The sequence below is a fragment of the Rhizobium sp. Leaf306 genome (genome assembly GCF_001423425.1).
Taxonomy (GTDB): domain Bacteria; phylum Pseudomonadota; class Alphaproteobacteria; order Rhizobiales; family Rhizobiaceae; genus Neorhizobium; species Neorhizobium soli.
In genome coordinates this window covers 416703-435567 of record NZ_LMNX01000002.1, presented here as the reverse complement: position 1 = coordinate 435567, position 18865 = coordinate 416703, and the positions used below count along the sequence as shown (strand labels likewise).

14 protein-coding genes are annotated in these 18865 nt (G+C 60.8%); 6 read left to right on the top strand and 8 right to left on the bottom strand.

Features of this window, described 5'->3' with window-relative positions; all coding sequences use genetic code 11:
• Positions 1 to 347 precede the first annotated feature (347 nt).
• Positions 348 to 800, bottom strand: coding sequence for a GatB/YqeY domain-containing protein (locus tag ASG19_RS09935; protein WP_062455897.1), 453 nt, complete (start codon positions 798 to 800; stop codon positions 348 to 350).
• 307 nt (positions 801 to 1107) lie between these two features.
• On the opposite strand from ASG19_RS09935, the gene carA reads away from it, so the two are divergent.
• Positions 1108 to 2313 (top strand): glutamine-hydrolyzing carbamoyl-phosphate synthase small subunit, encoded by a 1206-nt coding sequence (carA, locus tag ASG19_RS09930; RefSeq protein WP_062457935.1) that lies wholly within the window; start codon positions 1108 to 1110, stop codon positions 2311 to 2313.
• Positions 2314 to 2355: 42 nt separating this feature from the next.
• Here the strand turns inward: carA and ASG19_RS09925 are convergent, their stop codons facing one another.
• The 4 genes from ASG19_RS09925 to ASG19_RS09910 form a co-directional block, all read right to left on the bottom strand.
• Complete coding sequence (locus ASG19_RS09925; RefSeq protein WP_082476280.1) at positions 2356 to 3771, bottom strand: MATE family efflux transporter; 1416 nt, start codon at positions 3769 to 3771, stop codon at positions 2356 to 2358.
• A gap of 381 nt (positions 3772 to 4152) precedes the next feature.
• Positions 4153 to 5049 carry a neutral zinc metallopeptidase gene (locus ASG19_RS09920; protein ID WP_062455896.1) on the bottom strand — a complete coding sequence of 299 codons (897 nt, stop codon included), beginning with the start codon at positions 5047 to 5049 and terminating at the stop codon, positions 4153 to 4155.
• A gap of 100 nt (positions 5050 to 5149) precedes the next feature.
• Positions 5150 to 6397, bottom strand: a complete 1248-nt coding sequence (locus ASG19_RS09915; RefSeq protein WP_062455893.1) for an MFS transporter — start codon at positions 6395 to 6397, stop codon at positions 5150 to 5152.
• A 71-nt stretch (positions 6398 to 6468) separates the two neighbouring features.
• Positions 6469 to 7482: a phosphatase PAP2 family protein gene (locus tag ASG19_RS09910; protein WP_062455890.1), complete on the bottom strand. Its 1014-nt coding sequence runs from the start codon at positions 7480 to 7482 to the stop codon at positions 6469 to 6471.
• Positions 7483 to 7730: 248 nt separating this feature from the next.
• Here ASG19_RS09910 and carB point away from each other — a divergent pair, with 248 nt between their 5' ends.
• Both carB and ASG19_RS09900 read left to right on the top strand, forming a co-directional pair.
• On the top strand, positions 7731 to 11219 hold the full coding sequence (gene carB / locus ASG19_RS09905) for a carbamoyl-phosphate synthase large subunit (protein ID WP_062455887.1): 3489 nt from the start codon (positions 7731 to 7733) through the stop codon (positions 11217 to 11219).
• A 107-nt stretch (positions 11220 to 11326) separates the two neighbouring features.
• Positions 11327 to 12895 carry an MFS transporter gene (locus ASG19_RS09900; protein ID WP_062455884.1) on the top strand — a complete coding sequence of 523 codons (1569 nt, stop codon included), beginning with the start codon at positions 11327 to 11329 and terminating at the stop codon, positions 12893 to 12895.
• Positions 12896 to 12901: 6 nt separating this feature from the next.
• On the opposite strand, the gene ASG19_RS09895 is transcribed toward ASG19_RS09900, so the two are convergent.
• The 3 genes from ASG19_RS09895 to ASG19_RS09885 form a co-directional block, all read right to left on the bottom strand.
• Positions 12902 to 13279, bottom strand: a complete 378-nt coding sequence (locus tag ASG19_RS09895) for a DUF6693 family protein (protein WP_062455881.1) — start codon at positions 13277 to 13279, stop codon at positions 12902 to 12904.
• 100 nt (positions 13280 to 13379) lie between these two features.
• Positions 13380 to 14831, bottom strand: a complete 1452-nt coding sequence (locus ASG19_RS09890; protein ID WP_062455878.1) for a UdgX family uracil-DNA binding protein — start codon at positions 14829 to 14831, stop codon at positions 13380 to 13382.
• Positions 14831 to 16063 carry a putative DNA modification/repair radical SAM protein gene (locus tag ASG19_RS09885; protein ID WP_062455876.1) on the bottom strand — a complete coding sequence of 411 codons (1233 nt, stop codon included), beginning with the start codon at positions 16061 to 16063 and terminating at the stop codon, positions 14831 to 14833. Before ASG19_RS09885 ends, ASG19_RS09890 begins: the two co-directional genes overlap by 1 nt.
• Positions 16064 to 16305: 242 nt before the next feature.
• On the opposite strand from ASG19_RS09885, the gene greA reads away from it, so the two are divergent.
• From greA to ASG19_RS09870, 3 genes are all read left to right on the top strand, one after another.
• Complete coding sequence (gene greA, locus ASG19_RS09880) at positions 16306 to 16782, top strand: transcription elongation factor GreA (protein ID WP_062457929.1); 477 nt, start codon at positions 16306 to 16308, stop codon at positions 16780 to 16782.
• A 63-nt stretch (positions 16783 to 16845) separates the two neighbouring features.
• Positions 16846 to 17898, top strand: coding sequence for a glycosyltransferase family 4 protein (locus tag ASG19_RS09875; RefSeq protein WP_062457926.1), 1053 nt, complete (start codon positions 16846 to 16848; stop codon positions 17896 to 17898).
• 70 nt (positions 17899 to 17968) lie between these two features.
• Positions 17969 to 18859, top strand: coding sequence for a hypothetical protein (locus ASG19_RS09870; protein ID WP_062455873.1), 891 nt, complete (start codon positions 17969 to 17971; stop codon positions 18857 to 18859).
• The last annotated feature ends 6 nt before the right edge of the window (positions 18860 to 18865 follow it).

Below are 18865 nucleotides of genomic sequence, written 5' to 3'. Positions count from 1 at the left end.
TGCGCAGGAATGCCAGCCCGGCCGCAAATCATGCCCGCTATTCACAGGCCGCCGCTCCCGTGACCACCGACCCGATCAACCCACAGAAATTAACGAATTGTAACTTGCGATACGCAGGTTCCCTGCATAGCGTTGAATCCGACAAGACGTGCCGTCAGTCGCCTCGACAGGCGGGTACGGCATCTGAGATTGCTCTTCAGGACGGCTGCCTGCAATGACTGCGGTCGATCGTCCTCTCCTACCGGTGGCATGTCCGCGGTCGGCCGATGGGAGGCGTAGAAGAGCAAAAGGCGGGAACTCCATGAAGGACTTCCCGCCTTTCTCGTTTTATGCGTAGCGGCTAGACCTCAGCTCAGCTGCGCCTTGATCGTGCCGGACGCCTTGGCGAAATCCATCTGGCCGGCATAGCGTTCGCGCAGAATGGCCATCACCTTGCCCATGTCCTTCATTCCAGCAGCACCGATCTCGGCGATGACGGAAGCGACGATCTCGCTCGCCTTCTCGTCGGAAATCTGTTCCGGCATGAAGGATTTGATGACGGCGATCTCTTCGCGTTCCTGCGCTGCAAGTTCCGGGCGGGCGTTGTCTTCGTAGATCTTCGCCGACTCCTCGCGCTGCTTCACCATCTTCTGCAGGATCTGCAGGATTTCGTCGTCAGTGGCAGCGTCCTTGCCGGTGCCGCGATTGGCGATGTCACGGTCCTTGATGGCGGTCTGGATCAGCCGCACGGTCGAAAGCCTGCGGGTTTCCTTCGCCTTCATCGCTTCCTTCATCGCTTCGGAAAGCTTCTCGCGCAACATGGCCTGTCTCCTTGAACGTCACTCGATCCGCAGCGGACCGATCTTTTGCGACGTCATAGAACAAGCGTGAACGGCGATCAAACGTTTTGCCGACACGGCAAAACTCACCGATTGCCGGTCTTTGCGCCCAGCTTTCTCATAAACTGCAATTGACCCGCTGTTCTGCCTTGTTTATGTCGAGGACCTGCACAACAATTGGATAGTGGGCCGCAAGCGGGTTTCCGCGCGCCCTTTTCTGCGACGAGAGATGACCTCGACACCCTGTTTTCCTCTCCGGGAAACGGGCCGCTGGGGCAGAAGGATGGATATGACCGCGACCACCCCTTGGACCACGAAAAAACCCACCGCCGTTCTCGTGCTTGCCGACGGAACCGTGATTGAAGGAACAGGCATCGGCGCGACCGGCAAGGTCACCGCCGAAGTGGTGTTCAACACCGCCCTCACCGGCTACCAGGAAATTCTGACCGATCCGTCCTATCTCAGCCAGATCGTCACCTTCACCTTCCCGCATATCGGCAATATCGGCACCAATGACGAGGACATCGAAGACCTGACGCCCGCTGCCCGCCGCGGCGCCGTCGGCACGATCTTCAAGGCCGATATCACCCAACCGTCGAACTACCGCTCGGCAAAGGATCTCGACGCCTGGCTGAAGAGCCGCGGCGTCATTGGCCTCTCTGGTATCGACACACGCGCGCTGACCGCCTGGATCCGCCAGAACGGTGCCCCGAACGCCGTGATCGCCCATGATCCGAACGGCAATTTCGACATCGAAGCGCTGAAGGCGGAAGCCAAGGCCTGGAGTGGTCTCGAAGGTCTCGACCTCGCCAAGGAAGCGACCTCCGGCCAGTCGTCGCAGTGGACCGAAAAGCCCTGGGTCTGGAACGAAGGTTCCGAAGAGCTGAAGGCCGAAGACGCCAAGTATCACATCGTCTGCATCGACTACGGCGTGAAGCGCAACATCCTGCGCCTCTTCACCGGCCTCGACTGCAAGGTCACGGTCGTGCCGGCACAGACCTCGTCGGAAGACATTCTGGCCCTGAAGCCGGACGGCATCTTCCTTTCGAACGGCCCGGGCGATCCGGCAGCCACCGGCGCCTACGCTGTCCCCGTCATCCAGGACATCGTCAAGACCGACATTCCGACCTTCGGCATCTGCCTCGGCCACCAGATCCTCGGCCTCGCACTCGGCGCCACGACCGAAAAGATGCACCAGGGTCATCACGGCGCCAACCACCCGGTCAAGGATCACACGACCGGCAAGGTGGAGATCGTGTCGATGAACCACGGCTTCGCGGTCGACTCGAAGTCGCTGCCGCAGGGTGTTGAGGAGACTCACATTTCGCTGTTCGACGGCACCAATTGCGGTCTGCGTCTGTCCGGCAAGCCGGTCTTCTCGGTCCAGCATCACCCGGAAGCATCGCCCGGTCCGCAGGACAGCCACTACCTGTTCCGCCGCTTCATCAACATGGTGCGCGAGAACAAGGGAGAGGCAGCGCTCGCAGAGCGCTAAAACCTTCTCAAGTCACGGTTTCAATCCGATGGCTCGCTGCTCTCAGCGGGCCATTTGCTTATGGCGCTGCAAAAGAATCCAGAACCGTCCGCACAGGAAGAGAGCTGCGGCGGCAAGGCCGATCACGAAACCGAACCAGACACCCTCGCCGCGATAGCCGAGTGGAAATGCGAACACCCAGGCGCAGACGAAGCCGATCGGCCAGTAGGCGATCAGCGCCAGAAGCATCGGCACTTTCGTATCCTTCAATCCGCGCAAAAGTCCGGCCCCCACGGCCTGCAGCCCGTCCACCAGCTGGAAGATGCCGGCAATGACAATCAGCGGTGTGGCGAGCGCGAGCACCGCAGCGGCGTCCGGCTGGCTGGTGTCGAGGAAAAGCCCCGCAAGCGCGCCCGGCATCACGGCGTAAAGGACACCGCCGATCGCCGTGAAGATGATGCTGACGATCAGCACGGCCCCGCCGGCCCTTCGAACACCGACCATGTCGCCACGACCGTTGGCAAGACCGACCCGAACCGTTGCAACCTGCGCCAGACCCAGCGGCACCATGAAGGCGATCGAGGCAAGCTGCAGCGCAATCCCATGGGCGGCAAGCTCGAGCTTGCCGATACTGCCCATCATCAGCGAAGCCGCCGCAAACAGGCTGGTTTCGGCAAGGATCGTGAAGCTGATCGGCAGTCCGAGCAGGAAGACTTCCCGAACCATCGACCAGTCAGGCTTCCAGAAGCGCACGAAGAGTTCGTAAGCGCGCATGGCGGGCTGCGCCTGCACATAGGCAATCGCGATCAGGAAGCCGACTAGGTTGGCGGACACAGCAGCGATCGCCGCGCCATGAAGACCCAGCTGCGGCGCTCCGTAATGGCCGAAGATCAGCAGATAGGCGACAATCGCGTTCATGATGAACATGCCGATCGTGATGTAGAGAACGATCCCGCCCTTCTCCAATCCGGTCACGAAGCTGCGCAGAGCCATCAGTCCGAGCGCCGGGAACATGCCCCATTGCGCAATGCGCAGATAGCTCTGCGCATTGGCCGCGACATCGGGCGCCTGACCGAGGCCGAGCAGCATCGGTTCGCTAAACCAGAGCAGCGGCGCGACAACCGTGCAATAGGCAATCACCACCCACAGCCCCATGCGCACCGACCGGCGCACGCCGATCCTGTCGCCGTGGCCGAGCGCCTGCGCAACCAGCGGCACGACGGCACTGGTAAACCCGGTGCCAAAGATGAACACGACGAAAAACAGCTGCGTTGCGATGACCACGGAGGCCAGTTCGGTCGTCCCAAGCCAGCCGACCAGAATGACGTCGGTCGTATGGATCGCCATCTGCGCAAGCTGGGCTCCCACCAGCGGGATGCCGAGCGCAAACGTGCCGCGCAGATGCGACGACCAGGAACGATCCGTAATGACGGCGTCATGCGGCGCAGATGCACCGGCAGTGTTCGGCAAGCCCGACATCGATAAATCCTACAAATGGAAAAAGCCGCTTCCAGAAACGGTCAGCGGCACGGTACCCTGCCTATAAAGAAGGCATCGGGGTTCATCAAGGCTCGGCACCGATCCAGCAAAAATTGTAGGGCGAAGTTCACCAACGTTGATGGGTGACGTGACAGGTCTGACGGACCGATCGATGGGAGGATGGTGCGGCAAGGATTCTCGGCCTTGTCCATCGCCGCGGGCTGGTGCCGAATGCAGCCCGGCATAGGTCCCGGCTTTGCGGAGTCTAGCACGCCCAAACCGAGAAAGTGCGGGCGATCGGTTTCGCCGCCCACACGATTTTTCGAAGATTGATCTCTCAGTCACGGCTCTGCTGCTCGCCGGAGCAGCAGAGATCACTGCTCAGACATTGCCCGAGAACGTGTCGCAGGCCTTCATGTCGCCGGTGTCGAAGCCCTGCTTGAACCAGCGCATCCGCTGCTGCGAGGTGCCGTGGTTGAAGCTTTCCGGGACGACATAACCCTGACTGCGCTTCTGCAGCGTGTCGTCTCCGATCTGCTGGGCGGCGTTCAGAGCCTCCTCCAGATCGCCGCTTTCGAGAAAGCCCTTCTGCTGGGTCCGCTTGCCCCACACGCCGGCAAAGCAGTCCGCCTGAAGCTCGACGCGAACCGACATGCGGTTGGCCTCGGTCTCGCTCATATTCTGCCGCGCCTGGTTGAATTTCGGCAATACGCCGAGCAGGTTCTGGACGTGATGCCCGACTTCATGCGCGACCACATAGGCCTCGGCAAAATCGCCTCCGGCCCCAAGCCGCTGGCTGAGTTCCTTGAAGAACTCCGTATCCAGATAAACCTTGCGGTCACCCGGGCAGTAGAACGGGCCGCTTGCCGACGACGCAAAACCGCAGGCAGACCGAACCTGACCGCCGAAGAGAACCAGCGTCGGCTCCTCGTAACGAGCGCCGTTGCTCTGGAAGATTTCGTTCCAGGTGTCTTCGGTATCAGCAAGGACGGTGCGGACGAAACCGGTCATCTCGTCTTCAGCCGGCGTACGCGGCGCCTGCTGCGTGGTGCTGGTGCCCGTATCCATGCTGGTATCGCCGCCCGACAGAAGCGTCAGCGGATTGATGCCCGTGACCCAGCAGATGATCAGCACGACGACGATGCCGCCGATGCTCAATCCACCACCGCCACGTCCGCCGCCACCGATCGGGATGCGGAAACCGCCACCGCGGCCACCCATCGAGGCACCCCGTTGATCCTCGACATTGTCGGATTGCCGACGCCCTTTCCATTCCATATCGCACCCCAGGTTCTAATCTATTCGGTCGGAAATGATCCTTGACGACGATATAGAACAGGCCCGCCAAATATCCATGTCGGGATGTCAGGCTGTTGGCTCAGGCGACCCTCAGCTGCGCCTTGCTGGGCAGGAACACGGTGAGAAGGCCAATCGCCGGCAGGACGGCGCAGATGGAATAGACAAAACTGATGCCCCTGTGGTCGGCGATGATGCCGAGCACGGCGGCGGCGATGCCACCCATGCCGAAAGCGAGCCCGAAGAAGATGCCGGCGATCATTCCCACCCGGCCAGGGACCAGCTCCTGCGCCAGGACGATGATGGCCGGGAAAGACGACGCCATCAGCAGCCCAACGATACCCGACAGCACGATCGTCATCGGTAAATTGGCGAACGGCATCGCCAGCGTGAACGGCAGCACGCCGAGAATGGAGATCCAGATCACCACCTTGGAGCCGAACCGGTCGCCGATCGGACCGCCGATCAACGTGCCCAGCGCCGTCGCGCCCAGAAAGACGAACAGCATGATCTGCGACGACTGCACGGTGACGCCAAAGCGCTCGATAACGAAGAACGTGTAATAGCTGCCGATTGCCGCCATGTAGATGTTCTTCGAAAACGTCAGGATCGCCAGCACGACCAGTGCCACCATCACCGTGCGACGCGGCAGGCTGTGAATACCGAGGCTCTTCTTGCGCCCCTTGTTGGCCAGCATATGCGCCTTGTACCAGCGCGCGACCCAGGAGAGGATCACGATGCCGAGCAGCGCGATTGCCGAAAACCAGGCGACGCTGCCCTGCCCCATCGGCACGATGATGAAGGCGGCCAGCAGCGGCCCGATCGCCTGTCCGAAATTGCCGCCCACCTGAAAGGTCGCCTGCGCAAAACCATAGCGCCCGCCGGACGCAAGCCTCGCCACCCGCGACGATTCCGGATGAAACACCGCTGAGCCGATGCCGATCAGCGCAGCCGCCACCACAAGCATCAGATAGACATGCGAACCGGCGAGCAGAAACAGCCCCACAAACGTCGCCCCCATGCCGATCGGCAGCGAGTACGGAAACGGCTTCTTATCGGTGATGATGCCGATCACCGGCTGCAGCAGCGATGCGGTGCACTGGAAGGCCAGCGTCAGAATGCCGATCTGCCAGAAGTCGAGATTGTAGTCGGCCTTGAGCATCGGATAGATCGCCGAGATCATCGACTGCATGATGTCGTTGAGCATATGGCAGAAGCTGACCGCAAAAATGATCGGCATCACCGTCTTGTCCGCCTGGGCGGCGGAAGCCGAATTTTCCGGCTGCACGGTTGCAGCTGCATCAACGGGTCTGGACGTGGCATCCGCCATCGGGGCTCCTCCGCGCGGGTGTTCGTCCTTCAAGGATCGTTGCCGCTGCAAATATTGACGTATGCCAAGGATTAGAGCGGCAAATCAGGCCTGTCCATGTCAGGACGGGAGCAAACGGTACGATCGTGGTTCGGAAACGGGTCTCGTCGAGGCTGTGACAGAGCCTGGTTTTCCATTACCGGCGATCTGTTTGGTCCCCGTGTCAGCCGTTTGACGGCAACGATGGAAACGCCGGCGACGACCCCGCCTGCCAGCACATCGACAAAATAATGACTGGCATGCGAAACAGCCGCAACAGCCATCAGGATGTTGATCACCATCATCGGATAGCGCGCAAATCTAAGATCCCATGCGGCCCAGGCGCAAAGTGCGGCGACCGCGGCGTGCACGGATGGGAATGTCAAAATGCCGGCGACCTCCTCCATTCTGAAAATGAAATCAGGATCTGTCCTCAAGGCATTGAACTGATCGAGAAAGAAAAAGCTGAAATACGCGTTGATGCTTGTCAGTTGCTCTGGCTCGACACCGTAGACGACATAGGCTCCAAGTGCTGGAAACCAGATCGATATCACGCTCGAGATGTAGCATAGCACCGCGTATGCAATCGCCATCTGATAGGCACGCAGAGGACGACCCGTCGCGATGAGGACGACCGGAATCAGGAGCAACTGGAACGAAAACGACAGGTACGCGAGGCCGAGGATCTCAGCCAGCAACGGCCTTGCATCAACAAATGCTATGAACCCTCGCCATGACAGGCCAAGTGCCGCATCCCACGACATAAGCACCGCGTCCGCAGTCGGCATGCCGACCCGGATGCTGAGATAGGTAGAGACGAGTACCGGCACGATGAGAAGCAGAGTACAGGTGACCGTTTCGAGAACGAACGTCATCGCATTCAGCTTGCGGACGTGACAGTAAAACCCGACGACGACGAGCAATGCGACAAAGTAACCGGCGGACCTGCCGACGCCGGCATAATCCACTTTCAGTCCGGTAATCTGCGCCAATCCGAAAGCCACCACATAGGAGGCGACGGTGAGCGACAGCAACCCGTACCGCGCCCTGATCAGTTCCAAATCCATGACGTCAGACTACCTTGCACAAACAGCACGAGTGTATCCGTCGAAAGTTAAAACCAGCCTGACACCGAATGTTGCGTGTGCAACGTCCAATCCGGACAATTCCTGTCGATATGCTCAATTATGGGGTTCCGTTCCCCGGCACATTTCCCTATAAGCCGCGTCTAGCCAGAAAAAACATGCGCACGCCACCCGACCGGAGCTTCACGCCCCGTGCCGGTTTTTCGCGCAGAAAAAAGTGGATAGAGATCATGCCGAAGCGCCAAGACATCAAATCGATCCTCATCATCGGGGCGGGCCCGATCGTCATCGGCCAGGCATGCGAATTCGACTATTCCGGCACCCAGGCCTGCAAGGCGCTGCGCGAAGAAGGTTACCGGGTCATCCTGGTCAACTCCAACCCGGCAACGATCATGACCGATCCGGGCCTGGCCGACGCCACCTATATCGAGCCGATCACCCCGGAAGTGGTGGCCAAGATCATCGCCAAGGAACGCCCTGACGCGCTTTTGCCGACCATGGGCGGCCAGACGGCCTTGAACACGGCGCTTTCGCTGAAGAGAATGGGCGTGCTCGACCGCTACAATGTCGAGATGATCGGCGCCAAGCCCGCCGCCATCGACATGGCCGAGGACCGCGCCCTCTTCCGCGAAGCCATGAGCCGCATCGGCCTCGAAACCCCGAAGTCGATGCTGGCCAACGCCACCGACATCAAGGATGCGGACCGCAAGACGCACGAAGCCGAGCGCAACAAGGTCAAGGCCGAACTGTCCGGCGCCGAGCTCGACAAGGCGCTCGACGCGCTCGAAAACCAGTGGAACCTCGGCGAGACCGACCGCAAGCAGCGCTATATCAGCCACGCGATGGCGATTGCGGCACAGGCTATCGACGTCGTCGGCCTACCCGCCATCATCCGCCCCTCCTTTACCATGGGCGGCACCGGCGGCGGCATTGCCTACAATCGCTCGGAATTCTTCGAGATCATCGGCGGCGGCCTCGATGCCTCGCCGACCACCGAAGTGCTGATCGAGGAATCGGTTCTCGGCTGGAAGGAATACGAGATGGAAGTGGTCCGCGACACCGCGGATAACTGCATCATCATCTGCTCGATCGAAAACATCGACCCGATGGGCGTCCACACCGGCGACTCGATCACCGTCGCACCGGCCCTGACGCTGACCGACAAAGAATACCAGATCATGCGCAACGCATCGATCGCGGTCCTGCGCGAGATCGGTGTCGAGACCGGCGGCTCCAACGTCCAGTTCGCGGTCAATCCGGCCGATGGCCGTCTTGTCGTCATCGAAATGAACCCGCGCGTATCGCGTTCGTCGGCGCTCGCCTCCAAGGCGACAGGCTTCCCGATCGCCAAGGTCGCGGCAAAGCTTGCGGTCGGATACACGCTCGACGAACTCGACAACGACATCACCGGCGGCGCGACCCCTGCCTCGTTCGAACCGTCGATCGACTACGTCGTCACCAAGATCCCGCGCTTTGCCTTTGAGAAATTCCCGGGCGCCTCGCCGGTGCTGACCACCGCCATGAAGTCGGTCGGTGAAGTCATGGCGATCGGCCGTACCTTTGCCGAATCGCTGCAGAAGGCGCTCCGCGGTCTTGAAACCGGCCTGACCGGTCTCGACGAGATCGAGATCCCCGGCATGGAAGAGGGCGAAGGCTCCAAGAATGCCATCCGCGCCGCGATCGGCACGCCAACGCCGGACCGTCTGCGCCAGGTCGCCCAGGCTCTCCGTCTCGGTCTCTCCGAAGCCGAAGTGCATGAAGCCTGCAAGATCGACCCGTGGTTCATCGCCCAGTTCAAGGCGATCGTCGACATGGAAGCCCGCGTTCGCGAACACGGCCTGCCTGCTGACGCCGAGAACCTGCGCATGCTGAAGGCCATGGGCTTCTCAGACGCCCGCCTCGCCAGCCTGACCAAGAAACGCCCGAAGGAAGTCGCGGAACTGCGCAACGCGCTCAACGTGCGGCCGGTCTTCAAGCGCATCGATACCTGCGCTGCCGAATTCGCGTCGCCGACCGCCTACATGTACTCGACCTACGAGACGCCGTTCGTCGGCGAACTGCGCTCGGAAGCCGAAGTCTCGACCGCCAAGAAGGTCGTCATACTGGGCGGCGGTCCGAACCGCATCGGCCAGGGCATCGAGTTCGACTATTGCTGCTGCCACGCCGCCTTCGCCCTGAAGGATGCCGGCTACGAAGCGATCATGATCAACTGCAACCCGGAAACCGTATCGACCGACTACGACACGTCCGACCGCCTCTATTTCGAGCCGCTGACGGCTGAAGACGTCATCGAGATTCTCCGCGCGGAACAGGAAAAGGGCGAAGTCGTCGGCGTCATCGTGCAGTTCGGCGGCCAGACACCGCTGAAGCTTGCCGAAGCGCTCGAAAAGAACGGTATCCCGATCCTCGGCACGGCGCCCGACATGATCGACCTGGCCGAAGACCGCGACCGCTTCCAGAAGCTTCTGATGAAGCTCGACCTGACGCAGCCGAACAACGGCATTGCCTACTCGGTCGAGCAGGCCCGCCTCGTGGCGTCGGAAATCGGCTTCCCGCTGGTCGTTCGCCCATCCTACGTTCTCGGCGGCCGCGCCATGCAGATCCTGCATTCGGAAAGCCAGCTGCAGAGCTACCTGCTCGATACGGTGCCGGAACTGGTGCCTGAGGATATCAAGCAGCGCTACCCGAACGACAAGACCGGCCAGATCAACACCCTGCTCGGCAAGAACCCGCTTCTGTTCGACAGCTACCTGTCCAACGCCATCGAAGTCGATGTCGACTGCCTCTGCGACGGCACAGACGTCTATGTCGCCGGTATCATGGAGCACATCGAGGAAGCCGGCATCCACTCGGGCGACAGCGCCTGCTCGCTGCCGCCGCGCACGCTGTCCAACGCGATGATCGACGAACTGGAACGCCAGGCAACGTCGATGGCCAAGGCGCTCAACGTCGTCGGCTTGATGAACGTCCAGTTCGCCATCAAGGACGGCACCGTCTACGTGCTCGAAGTCAACCCGCGTGCCTCGCGCACCGTGCCCTTCGTGGCCAAGACTATCGGCGCCCCGATCGCAAAGATCGCCGCCCGTGCCATGGCCGGCGAAAAGCTCGACGCGATCTTTGCGGCCTACGGCACCAAGCCCGATCCGCGCAACCTGAAGCATATCGCGGTCAAGGAAGCGGTCTTCCCGTTTGCCCGCTTCCCCGGCGTCGACATCCTGCTCGGACCGGAAATGCGTTCGACCGGCGAAGTGATGGGTCTCGATACGGACTTCGCGCTCGCCTTTGCCAAGAGCCAGCTCGGTGCAAGCGTCGAACTGCCCCGCGACGGTGCGGTCTTCGTGTCGGTCCGCGACGACGACAAGCCACGCGTGCTGCCGGCCATCCGCATGCTGAAGGAAATAGGCTTCAAGGTCATCGCCACCGGCGGTACCGCCCGCTTCCTCGCCGAAAACGGCATCGAGTCGACCAAGATCAACAAGGTCTTGGAAGGACGCCCGCATATCGAGGATGCCATCCGCAACCGCCAAGTCCAGCTCGTCATCAATACGACGGATTCAAACAAGGCGATCTCGGACTCGAAATCGCTGCGCCGTGCAACGTTGATGCAGAAGGTGCCGTATTACACGACGATTTCAGGTGCCGAATCCGCTGCGATGGCGATCAAGGCGCTGAAGGCCGGCAATCTCGAAGTGCGGACGCTGCAAAGCTACTTCGCATAACACTCTCCGACGGGCGCTTCAGGCGCCCGTTTTCTTTGCTGGCCCCCGCGGTTGCCCGATCCTGAGACGTGCGGTAAATCCGCAAGCCGATATCTGGGAGAGGAACGATGCAGACGCCGTCGCAACATCCGGGCCACGAGCCTGCCGGTCGCCGGGAATGGATCGGTGCCTGCGTCCTGTCGATCGCCTGCCTGATCTACTCGATGGACTTGTCCATCCTTTTTCTCGCCGTCCCCGCGATCGTTGTGGATCTCGATCCGTCGGCGTCCGAACTGCTCTGGATCAACGATATCTACGGCTTCATGGTCGCGGGCTTTCTTGTCACCATGGGCACGCTCGGAGACCGGATCGGCCGCCGCCGCGTGCTGCTGATCGGCGCATTCGCCTTCGGGATCGCCTCGGCACTTGCCGCTTTCTCCTCGACAGCACAGGAACTCATCGCAGCCCGTGCGCTTCTCGGCATCGCCGGTGCGACGATCGCGCCCTCGACCCTGTCGCTGATCGTCAACCTGTTCAAGAACGAAGCCGAGCGAAACCGGGCGATCGGCATCTGGGGAACAGCTTTCGCACTGGGCGGACTAATTGGCCCGCTCCTCGGCGGCTTTCTCCTGCAGTATTTTCACTGGGGCTCGGTGTTTCTCATCAACATTCCGATCATGCTGGTGCTTCTGGTCGTCGCCCCGTTCCTCCTGCCGGAATACAAAAGCCCGGAAAGTGCCAAGCTCGATCTCGTCAGCGTCGTCCTGTCGCTCGCGACCGTGCTGCCGGTGATCTACGGCTTCAAGCACATGGCGGCAGATGGGTTCCAGAGCCAGCATCTGATCCCGATCGCGGTCGGCGTTGCGTTCGGCTACCTGTTCATCCGCCGTCAGAAGCGCCTGACGCAGCCTCTGATCGACCTCAAGCTGTTTGCCATCCCCGCCTTCACCGCCTCGCTTCTCGTCAATCTCGCGGGCATGTTCTTCGTCTTCGGGGTGTTTCTCTACCAGAACCTCTTCCTGCAGTTCGTGCTCGGCCTGTCGCCGCTCGAAGCCGCCCTCTGGTCGATCCCGTCATCGATCGTCTTTACCGTCATGTCACTACAGGCCTACCGTTTCACCAACCGGTTCGGTCCGGTCAACACCGTCCTGATCGGTCTCATCATCAACGCGGCCGGCATGTTGTCCATGTCGATCGCCGCCTATTCCGAGAGCCTCTACGGCGTCCTCGGCTCGACCATGTTCATCGCCATCGGCTTTGTGCCCGTCGTTTTGACGACGACTGGCCTGATCGTTGGCACGGCGCCGCCGGAACGCTCCGGCTCGGCCTCGGCGATTTCCGAAACCAGCGCCGAATTCGGCGGCGCTCTCGGCGTCGCCCTTCTCGGCAGCTTCGGCACTTTGGTTTACCGCATTCTGATGGATGGCGCCGATGTAACCGGCCTTAACCCGGCCCAGGCCGCGACGGTCAGGGCGACAATCGGCGGCGCCGTCGAGACGGCACGCGGGCTCGGTGGCGCCGCTCTTCAGGCAGGCGAAGGCCCGGTCTGGCTGGAGGCCGCCCGGCAATCCTTCTCGACGGGTTTTGCCAGCTGCTGCCTCCTCGCCTCACTGGTCCTGCTTATCCTCGCAGCGACCGCCCGCACGATCTACGCCCGCGCCCATATCGACGAAAGCGCGATCGGCTCGGGACACTGAACGCGCTCAGATATAAACGAGCCTTGTCCTGTTGAAGCAGAGCCGCAAGGTGCGGAAGACGTAGAACACAAGACCGATCCCGAGCGTCACGATGGAGATCAGGATCCAGATCAGGATGTGACCTATCATCTCCGCCAGGTTGAGTTCACATTCGAGCCGCGCGATCCGCTGGCCGTCCCGGCCGATCAGGTAGGTCTTGTTGATGATGCTCTTGTAGAAGTAGTAAACCGCGAAGAACGCACCGATCCCAAGTGTCAACACACTGATGATCACCCAGAGTATGATATACCCGACCGCCTCCATTAGCGAATATTCGCACCGAAGCGTGGAGCCGAAAGGTTGCGTCTTGAATGGCGGTGTGACCGCGACGTCTGTATTCGACATATTCCCCAGCTATAGTCTTGAGAGACCCCGCCGAATACAGCTTTCATTTCAAGACGAAGTCAATTGAAACCTGGGCCCACCAATGAAGCTGATGCTTCGCTTACGAAGCCAGGCGTCCGATCGCCACGATATCCTCTTTGAACCGCGCCACCTCCTCCGCCTTTCGCCCTTCATTGGGAATGCGAAGCAGGTAGGACGGATGCACGGTGACGAACAGCATCCGTCCGTTCTCCATGGCGATCGGTCTGCCCCGCACGTCCTCCAGCTTGTGGCGCATCTCGGTGAGTGAAAACAGCGCGGTCGCACCCATCGCGACGACCAGCTTCGGCTGCACCAGATCGAGTTCTTGGACGAGCCACCAGCGACACTGCTGCACCTCGCCCATATTTGGCTTCTGGTGAATGCGCCGCTTGCCGCGTGGCTCGTATTTGAAATGCTTCACCGCATTGGTGATGTAGAATTGCGTCCGGTCGATCCCGGCCGCGCTCACCGCCTCGTTGAACACTTTGCCCGCCGGCCCGACGAAGGGGCGCCCGGCCAGATCCTCCTGATCGCCCGGCTGCTCGCCGACGATCATCACCTTGGCATTGACAGGCCCCTCGCCGAAAACCGTCTGGGTCGCCATGCAATGGAGGTCGCAGCGGGTGCAGCGACGTGCTTCCTCCCGCAAGGCCTCGATTGTACCGGCGGTCGGCCCTTCTGGCATTGGCACCCGTGCTGCGGCTTCCTGGATGCGATGGTGGAACGCCAGGGGTTCGCTCGCCGCCTTGCGTCCCATCTCGATCACACTTGCCTCGGCGCTGGCGATCATGCCCGGAATAAGCTCTGCCTCGGGCAGGTTCTTCCAGTACTTCTTCGGCATTTCCGACATCATCATCTTCACCTTCAGCCGCGCGGGGTTGAAGATATTGGCATAGTACGTCCGCCACAGATCGTCCGTGTCGTCGCGAAGGTCTGGCTTTTCGGCGGGCTCATCGCTGGTCCGCAGGGTCTCGCCATCCCAGGACGCCGAACCCCTGGGCGTCACGATCAGCCAGTCCATGTCGTTGAAACGACGCTGGAAAAACGGGGCCACACGGTCGATGATAAAATGATCAGGCTCGAACCAGGACACAAAGCGCCGGCGTCCGGCAACACCCTCCGGCAGTGGAATTTCCTTGAAACGGACGAAGGCGGTCATCTTGTGATAGTCGCGGCCGATCGACTTCGACACCCGGTTTGCCGCCACCACATCTGGATCGGTCGCCATACCCAGAAAATTGCGCCCGTGCGCCATGCGAAACAGCATCCGGTAGAGAAGCGAGAACCGCGTCGGATCGGAATGGCAGATGACCGAGGCGGCAAGCTTCAGAAAGGCTGGAGGAACACCCTGCGTCACCGGCTTGTCGACAGGCGCAGGCAACTGGTTGCCGTCCAGCCCGAACAATCCGTCCGTGTCGTCCATCGTGCGCCACTCGACGCGATCAGGTGCGATGCCGGCCGCCAGATAGGCACGCGCAGCATCGCGCCACTCGGTCAGATCGCCTCTCCCCCGCAACAAGACTCGGTACATCATAGAAGCGACAGCTGCTCCGGCTTTGGCTGGAACATGGATCGCAGATCGGCCCGGTCGGCAAGCTTGCGCGGTGTCCACCCTTCGCAGGTGATAAAGGGCTGTACCTTCTTCAGAGACACGCTCAACCGCTTTAAATCCTCCAGACGCAGCTTGCGAAACCGCCGCGACGAAAGGATCGCTCCGACGGTCTTGGTCCCGAAACCCGGCACCCGCAGCAGCGTCTCCTTGTCCGCCCTGTTCACATCGACCGGGAACTTGTCGCGGTTGCCGAGCGCCCATGCAAGCTTCGGATCAAGGTCCAGATCCAGCATGCCGTTTTCCGTGGACGCCGTAATCTCGCCGATCTCGAACCCGTAGAACCGGTAAAGCCAGTCAGCCTGATAGAGCCGATGCTCGCGCATCAACGGCGGCTTGATCAGCGGCAGTGTCTTCGACGAGTCCGGGATCGGGCTGAAGGCGGAGTAATAGACGCGCTTGAGGCTGTAGCTGCCGTAAAGCCTGGCGCTCGTCCCGAGAATGGTCGCGTCGTTGGCGCCGTCTGCCCCGACGATCATCTGCGTGCTCTGGCCGGCAGGCGCGAACCGCTTGCGACGCTTGGTCTGCAGCGTCGGGTCGCGCATCTCCTCGATCTTCAGCCGCAGATCGCCCATCGAGCGACGAATATTGGCGGGCCGCTTTTCCGGCGCAAACTGGCTGATCCCGGCATCGGTCGGCAGTTCGATGTTGATCGACAGACGGTCGGCATAAAGCCCCGCCTCCTCGATCAGCTGCTGCGAAGCTTCTGGGATCGTCTTCAAATGGATGTAGCCGCGAAAATTATGAACGGTCCGCAATTCCCGCGCGATCCGCACCATGTCGCCCATCGTGTGATCGGACGAGCGGATAATCCCCGACGACAGGAACAGACCCTCGATATAATTGCGCCGATAGAATTCCAGCGTCAGCCAGATAACCTCTTCGGGCGTGAACCGGGCGCGCTCGACATTGCTGGAGGAACGATTGATGCAGTAGGCGCAATCGTAGATGCAGAAATTCGTCATAAGGATTTTCAGAAGCGAGATGCAGCGGCCATCCGGGGCATAGGCATGGCAGATGCCGGACCCCTCGGTCGAACCCAATCCGCCGGATACCGACGAATCTCTCTTTGATGTCCCGCTGGAGGCGCAGGAGGCGTCGTACTTGGCAGCGTCCGACAGGATCGCCAACCGTTCTTTCAGCGACTTCTTCATTAGTGCGTTCTCTATATGTTCTTTACGACTGCGTCAACCCGTTGACAAATCGAGGGACGTTTGATTCATTCAACTCCAGCTGGCGCATCTGACACCATTTCGATTTTCCTAGCGGGAGCAGTCGAAATTCTGTTATGATGCCCTAAATTCAGATGCTGCAGATGGTTCCGAAGTTACCGCTCCGGAACCTGTTTCTTTTTGTGTCCGCGGCATCCGCGGACATGCGCCTTAAGGACAAGAAAATGGTTGAAAAGGTACCGATGACGCCGAAGGGGTTTACCCAGTTGCAGGAAGAACTGCGCTGGCGCCAGCAGGAGGAGCGTCCCCGCATCATCGAAGCGATTGCGGAAGCGCGCGCCCATGGTGACCTTTCGGAAAACGCCGAATACCACGCGGCCAAGGAAGCCCAGAGCCACAATGAAGGCCGCATCGGCGAGCTGGAAGATTTCACGGCCCGCGCCGAAGTGATCGACCTCTCCAAGATGTCCGGTTCCACGATCAAGTTCGGCGCAACCGTCAAGCTGATCGATGAAGATACCGAAGAGGAAAAGACCTATCAGATCGTCGGCGATCAGGAAGCCGACGTGAAGGCTGGCCGCATCTCGATCTCTTCACCCATCGCCCGTGCCATGATCGGCAAGGAGAAGGGTGACAGTATCGAAGTCGTCGCCCCTGGCGGCTCCAAGGCCTACGAGATCCTCGCCATCTCCTGGGGCTGATCGCTCGTGGAAACGTCTGGCGAAGTCGCCACGGAGATGGGCAGCGGTATCGCTCCCGGCTCCGTGGTCGATATATCCGATATCGAAGTGATCGCGCCGAACTTCAAGAAGCGGCTCTCCGGCGTGACGTCCACGATCGTCCAGCTGATTCCGGTGCAATGGGCAAAGGGTCAGAAGATCGCGGTCTTGGGACCTGGCCTGCCCTCCCACCTTCCCCACATCCGCTATGCCGACCTTGCCGCGCTGTGGTCACCGCCATCAGGGCGGCGCGCCCGTGTCTGGCATGCCCGCCGCAATATCGAGATGCTGCCCGGCCTCTTCATGCGCGATGTGCTGCGGATGCCGCTGAAGCTCTTGTTTACCTCCGCCGCGCAACGAACCCATTCCGCCTGGACGGGTTTTCTGATCAGCAAGATGGATGCGGTCGTCGCGACGTCTGCACGATCGGGTTCATACCTGAAAGTGCCCTATAAGGTGGTGCACCACGGCGTCGATCTCGATCTCTTCCGTCCCTCCGGCCCATCCGACCCTTCCTCCCCGGCAGATGGTTTCGGCAAGCATCTGATCGGCTGCTTCGGGCGCGTTCGGCATCAGAAGGGCACAGACCTTTTCGTGCGCGCCCTGATCGAACTGTTGCCGTCCTATCCCGAATGGACGGGCGTCGTCTGCGGGCGTGTCACGCCGGACAACAAGGTTTTCGGCGATGCGTTGAAAGCCGATGTCGCCATGAGCGGTCTGACAGATCGCATCCTGTTCATGGGCGAAGTGGACGACATCAAACCTTGGTACCGTCGCCTGTCTCTGTATGTGGCGCCGTCCCGTAATGAAGGCTTCGGACTGACGCCGCTCGAGGCGATGGCATCGGGAACCGCAGTCGTTGCAAGCGATGCCGGCGCCTATTCCGAAATGATCGTCGAAGGTGAGACCGGATCGGTTGTTCCGGCCGGCGATTACACGGCGCTTCGCGATGCACTTCGCACCTATTTCGAAAACCCTGCACTGGCCGGCCAGCAGGGCTGGAGCGGTCGCGAGCATGTGCGCGTCGCCTTCGCCATCGAAAAGGAAGCCAACAGTCTGGCGGAAATCTACGAAACGCTTTTGGAGACCAGACCATGAAAACTTCAGAGGTATTCGGTGCCACGCAACCGGTCCGGCTCTGCCCGCATCTGCATGGAGGACGCTTCAAATGACGGAACTTTCTGCCGGGATGGCGCAGCACAGACCGACGACGAGCGGCCTTTTGAGCGAGGGAGACTGGCAGCAGTTTTTCGCCGGCTATAGCCACATCGTCCTTGTCGCCAACAGTGACGAGCAGAACTTCAACGAGATCCACGCCGCCTATCCGGAAACGACGCTGTTCGTCTTTTTCAACTACGTCAGCAAGGTGCTGAAAACGCCGTTCACGCGCAATTCGCTGCTGGTGGCACGCACCAGCCGCGTCGGGTCCGAACTGATCTACGACAACGCTCTCGACAAGGTGCTGGCCCTGCTGCCGGGCCCCGGGTTTACCGGCGTCATGAGCATGCGCGCCGCCACGATGGAACAGGTGACGGAACCGGCCGAGTTCGGCGGCGTCGCAGCAGGTGCCATCGACCTTTGCAGCTACCTCGAAGATTTCTACCCGCGCGACCATACCGCCAGTTCCGGCTTCGCGCTTTCGGTCTGGCTCTGCGAGAAGGTGCCGCAGGCCAAGGTCGTGCTTTGCGGTTTCTCGGGACGCCGCAGCCGCAAGTGGCAGATGTTCCACATCCACGACTGGACGTTCGAACAGTCGGTGCTGCAACTGCTCGCCAACAGCGACAAGCTCGAAATGGCAGGAAGAACAGCTTTCAATCCCTACAAGGCGCTGTCGCGCCACTTCCCCGATATCGACAACAGCAACTTCGTGTTCGCGGCGATCCAGGTTCTTTCCGAACGGCTGGAAAACAGCAACCGCAACCTCGGCAAGCTGATCACGATCACCATGCCGCTTCGCGTCATCTACAATCTCGCAAGAGGTATGCGGATCAGGTCCAAGAAGGACAGGCTGGTGAAGCAGCGCAAAAAGCAGCGCGCAAAGAATGGCGAGCCATCCTGAACCCGG

Bases quoted from the DNA above. Each gene is read 5' to 3' on its own strand.
- ASG19_RS09915 (WP_062455893.1), bottom strand. From the start codon at position 6,397: ATGGCGGATGCCACGTCCAGACCCGTTGATGCAGCTGCAACCGTGCAG.
- carA (WP_062457935.1), top strand. From the start codon at position 1,108: ATGACCGCGACCACCCCTTGGACCACGAAAAAACCCACCGCCGTTCTC.
- ASG19_RS09870 (WP_062455873.1), top strand. From the start codon at position 17,969: ATGACGGAACTTTCTGCCGGGATGGCGCAGCACAGACCGACGACGAGC.
- ASG19_RS09920 (WP_062455896.1), bottom strand. From the start codon at position 5,049: ATGGAATGGAAAGGGCGTCGGCAATCCGACAATGTCGAGGATCAACGG.
- ASG19_RS09910 (WP_062455890.1), bottom strand. From the start codon at position 7,482: ATGGATTTGGAACTGATCAGGGCGCGGTACGGGTTGCTGTCGCTCACC.
- ASG19_RS09885 (WP_062455876.1), bottom strand. From the start codon at position 16,063: ATGAAGAAGTCGCTGAAAGAACGGTTGGCGATCCTGTCGGACGCTGCC.
- ASG19_RS09925 (WP_082476280.1), bottom strand. From the start codon at position 3,771: ATGTCGGGCTTGCCGAACACTGCCGGTGCATCTGCGCCGCATGACGCC.
- ASG19_RS09935 (WP_062455897.1), bottom strand. From the start codon at position 800: ATGTTGCGCGAGAAGCTTTCCGAAGCGATGAAGGAAGCGATGAAGGCG.
- carB (WP_062455887.1), top strand. From the start codon at position 7,731: ATGCCGAAGCGCCAAGACATCAAATCGATCCTCATCATCGGGGCGGGC.
- greA (WP_062457929.1), top strand. From the start codon at position 16,306: ATGGTTGAAAAGGTACCGATGACGCCGAAGGGGTTTACCCAGTTGCAG.
- ASG19_RS09895 (WP_062455881.1), bottom strand. From the start codon at position 13,279: ATGTCGAATACAGACGTCGCGGTCACACCGCCATTCAAGACGCAACCT.
- ASG19_RS09890 (WP_062455878.1), bottom strand. From the start codon at position 14,831: ATGTACCGAGTCTTGTTGCGGGGGAGAGGCGATCTGACCGAGTGGCGC.
- ASG19_RS09900 (WP_062455884.1), top strand. From the start codon at position 11,327: ATGCAGACGCCGTCGCAACATCCGGGCCACGAGCCTGCCGGTCGCCGG.